Here is a 4,079-nt window from a genome sequence, read left to right as displayed (position 1 = left end):
AGCAGAAAAGATCAGTACCACCCATAACTTCTTTGAACTGGGGGGAGATTCTATTAAGGCCATTCAAGTAGTGAGTCGTTCCAAGACCGCTGGGATTCACTTTAAAGTAAAAGATTTATTTGAACACCAGACCATCGCCCGGCTTTCGGTTAATATCTCTTCAGCAGTTTCCATACAAAGCGAACAAGGAACCCTTCGTGGAGCTTTAGGTTTATTACCTATCCAGCATGAATTTTTCGAGAGCAAACCATTGCACCCTGGGCATTACAATCAATCTGTATTATTAGAATTGGATGGTTCTGTATCAACAGCAGCACTCTCCCAATCGCTTTCCTTATTAGTAACACAGCATGATAGTTTACGAATAGGCTACGAAGTATCATCCGCTAAAGTAATAGGCACTTACACCGATCAGCAAGTACTACTGATAGAAGAACAGGTAAGTTCTTTATTAGATATAGAAACGCGAAGTGCGTATTACCAATCAGCCCTGGACATTAGCAACGGAGATGTCTGTCGTTTTGTACTATTTAAAGGCGAAGGACTAGCCTCCCACTTACTACTGATTATACATCACCTATCTGTAGATGGTGTTTCATGGAGGATTCTTTTAGAAGACCTTGAAGATTTTTTAAAGAAAGCCCAACAAGGGGAATCTATTACCTTACCCTCCAAAGGCAGTTCTTACCGTCAATGGCAGGCAGGTTTAATGGCGTACTCTAAGAGTCCTGAAGTACTATCAGAGTATGGTTATTGGGAGTCAATTTTAAGCAAGCACACAATTTTTCCGAGTGATTACTCGTATACTGGCGAAAGCACCTTGGCCGATGTCTCCGAGGTACCCCTGGTGCTAGATAAACAAACCACCAAGGCCTTACTACAGGAGATACATCATAGTTATGGTACAGAGATCAATGATATTTTATTGAGCGCGTTATCACGAACCCTTAGTACCTACAGCACCCATGCTCAGGTAGTGATCTCCTTAGAGGGTCATGGCCGAGAAGAGCTTTATGAAGACCTAGACATTACCAGAACCGTAGGTTGGTTTACCACGGTCTATCCTGTATTGTTAGTGAACAAGGAAGAACTCTCCAGTCTTATTGCCGACACCAAAGACCAATTGCGTGGTATACCCAACAAGGGGGTAGGCTATGGAATCCTACGTTACCTATCTGAAGGATCGCCAGGAGAAGTTTTATCCCAAGACTTTTCAGCTGTTGTCTTTAATTACTTAGGAGATTTTGACAACAGTCTTGAGGACTCCCCTGAAGCACTATTACGTTTCAGTGCGGTTTCTAAAGGCTCAGATGTGTCTTTGTCAAACAAGAACCCTCATAAACTTTCTATCAACGCAATGATTGTTTCAGAAGAATTGCGTTTTACATGGAGTTATGATAGTAATTGCTATTCCAGGGCTACGATAGAGGCAATGGTCTCAGGCTACCAATCAACTCTGGAATCGATTATCAGACATTGTCTAGCCATCGCCTGCCCTATAAAGACCGGATCAGACTATGGTTTACCCTTAAGTATCAACCATGCTTGTTTAGAATCTTTCAAAGAGTTTTCATCTCATAGGGGAACCCTCACCGATATCAGTGTATTAAGCCCCTTACAAGAAGGCATGCTTTTCCACAGTTTATATGAAGATAATAACGCTGCATATGTAAGTCACTTTAGTTGTGATTTTATCGGCGGTCTTGACAGCGATATTTTCCTTAAAAGTTGGGAATACATCACCAAGCATCACAGTATCTTACGAACAGGCATCTACGCAGATTACTTTGATATTCCAGTACAATGCGTCTACAAGGACGTTTCTTTAAGAATAGAAGAGGTTGATTACAGGGATGTTGATCAGGACGCATTACCAGGAACCCTACAAGCGTATATATCCAAAGCCACCGCAGCGGGTTTTGTGCTGGAAGCGGCTCCTTTGTTTAGTTTTAGTTTGGTTCACCTTCCAGATAATCGCACCAAGTTATTAATGAAAAACCATCACATTTTATGGGATGGCTGGTCTTTATCAGTATTGATGAGTGAATTTGTAAGTTGTTATGAGCGCTTATCGGATGGCTTATCATTACCTGTTATAGGAGAAGATTATTATGGAACTTTTATTCGTGATATCAAATCAAAAAACAGCGATGTATTGACCGCTTTCTGGAAAGAGTATCTTTTAGATGTATCCCATCCTGTGTACTTACCCTTCTTCAAGGAAGCGTCGTTACGAAATAAAGTTTTTGCAGACAGTTCCTCAAGTCTTGATCTTGGAAGCAGTCTGACCCAAGGACTAAAAGCATACGCATCCCACCACCATTTGACCTTAAATACGATGATTCAGGGGGCATGGAGTTACCTGCTTTCTCGTTATACAGGAGACTCCACCGTAGTTTTTGGAGCTACGGTATCGGGTCGTGATTCAGAGTTTGAGAATATAGAAAACGCAGTAGGATTGTATATCAATACCATCCCAGTATGTAGTTGTATATCAGAAGAAGAAACGATTGACAACTGGTTAGGCGAACTTCAACAAGGGCATACCACAGCTCGTGAAGAATACAGTTATCTATCGCTCAATGAAATACAGCGATGTACAGGCATACAGGGTACCCTTTTTGATACCCTACTAGTCTTTGAGAACTACCCTGTAGATGAAGCCTTATTAAGTACTTCAAAAAACCTTTCGATCTCCAATATTGACGGTCATGAATATACCAACTATGTACTCACATTAGGAGTTGGATTATTTGGAGAATCGGTGTCCATCAAGTTTGACTACAACAAAGAACTATTTGAAGTCTCTTTTATTCAGATGCTTCAGGCACATTTTAAGGGAGTCCTAGAAAGCATGATCAGCGGAGTCAGTCAAATAAAGGAGCTAGATTATATTACACCAGCAGAAGCACATCAACTTTTAGAAGGCTTCCATCCTTCCTTAGATACATTAAAGGCCCCTGGGACAGTATTAGATATATTTAAAACCCAAGTGATTAGTACACCCAATGCGACAGCAGTTACCTTTGGAGAGGCTGGTTTAACCTATCAAGAGCTTGATGCCCGTTCAGATACGGTTGCTTATTATCTACAGTCTCAAGGGTATGCACCCGGTTCTAAGATTGTACTTTACATGGAGCGTTCCCTAGAGATGCTCATCAGTATCATAGGCCTCTTTAAAAGTGGCTATGTGTATGTTCCTGTAGATGTGTCACACCCCATAGATCGTTTAGATTATATCGTTAAAGACAGTGGTAGTACCGCGGTGTTGAGTTCCTCTTCCCTGGTAGGCTCTTTAGGGGAAAGAGCCCTGCCCACGATTGTTATTTCAGATGTATTAGCTCATTGTATCTCAGAAGAGACAGAACTCTCCCCTGTAGGAGCCTCTTCAATGGCCTATATTATTTACACCTCTGGCACTACTGGCAAGCCCAAAGGCGTGATGGTACGCCATGAGAATCTACATAGTTTTACAGGCGGCTTTAATGAACTCTTTATACGAGGAGGGAGACAACCTATCATGGCCTCCAATAGTTTTGATATTTTCTTATTTGAGTTTTTAAATCCGTTACTATCAGGCGGTACCGCAGCACTTTTAAGTGATGTGGTGGTACGAGAGCCAGATTTATTATTGGAAGTCTTAAAAAGCTCAGATAGCTTTCATGCGATTCCTTCGTTAATGAGAGAATTAGTCACCACGATATCCACCTCAGGTATAGCCGCTCAATATAGCCATATAGCAGAATTATATGTAGGGGGAGATAGGGTTTCTAACGCTCTTTTACGAGACATGCGCACGGTATTCCCCAAGGCCAAGCTTCATGTGTTTTATGGTCCTACGGAGAGTACGGTAGTGGTAAGCTGTATGACTTATACTTCATCAGACCCTATTGCTGAATCAGGGAACTACATAGGCAGGCCTATTCATGAGAATCGCATTATTTTGTTAGATGGCTGCAATGGGTTGTGCCCTTTAGGGGTCACTGGCGAATTATGTGTGAGTGGTTCTCAGGTGAGTGAGGGATACTTAAACCGAGATGTATTAACGTCCGAGAAATTTATAGCGAATCCCTATGGTA

The 4,079-nt window shown here is 41.8% G+C and carries 1 protein-coding gene; it reads left to right on the top strand.

Annotation, left to right across the window (positions count from 1 at the left end; genetic code table 11):
- Positions 1-4,079 (top strand): condensation domain-containing protein (locus WBG07_RS19205; RefSeq protein ID WP_340203731.1); only part of this gene is annotated, 4,079 nt, incomplete at both ends.

Origin of the sequence: Ascidiimonas meishanensis (assembly GCF_037782385.1) — a bacterium.
Taxonomy (GTDB): domain Bacteria; phylum Bacteroidota; class Bacteroidia; order Flavobacteriales; family Flavobacteriaceae; genus Ascidiimonas; species Ascidiimonas meishanensis.
Note: the sequence above shows the minus strand (reverse complement) of the source record. Positions and strands in the feature narration are given on the sequence as shown.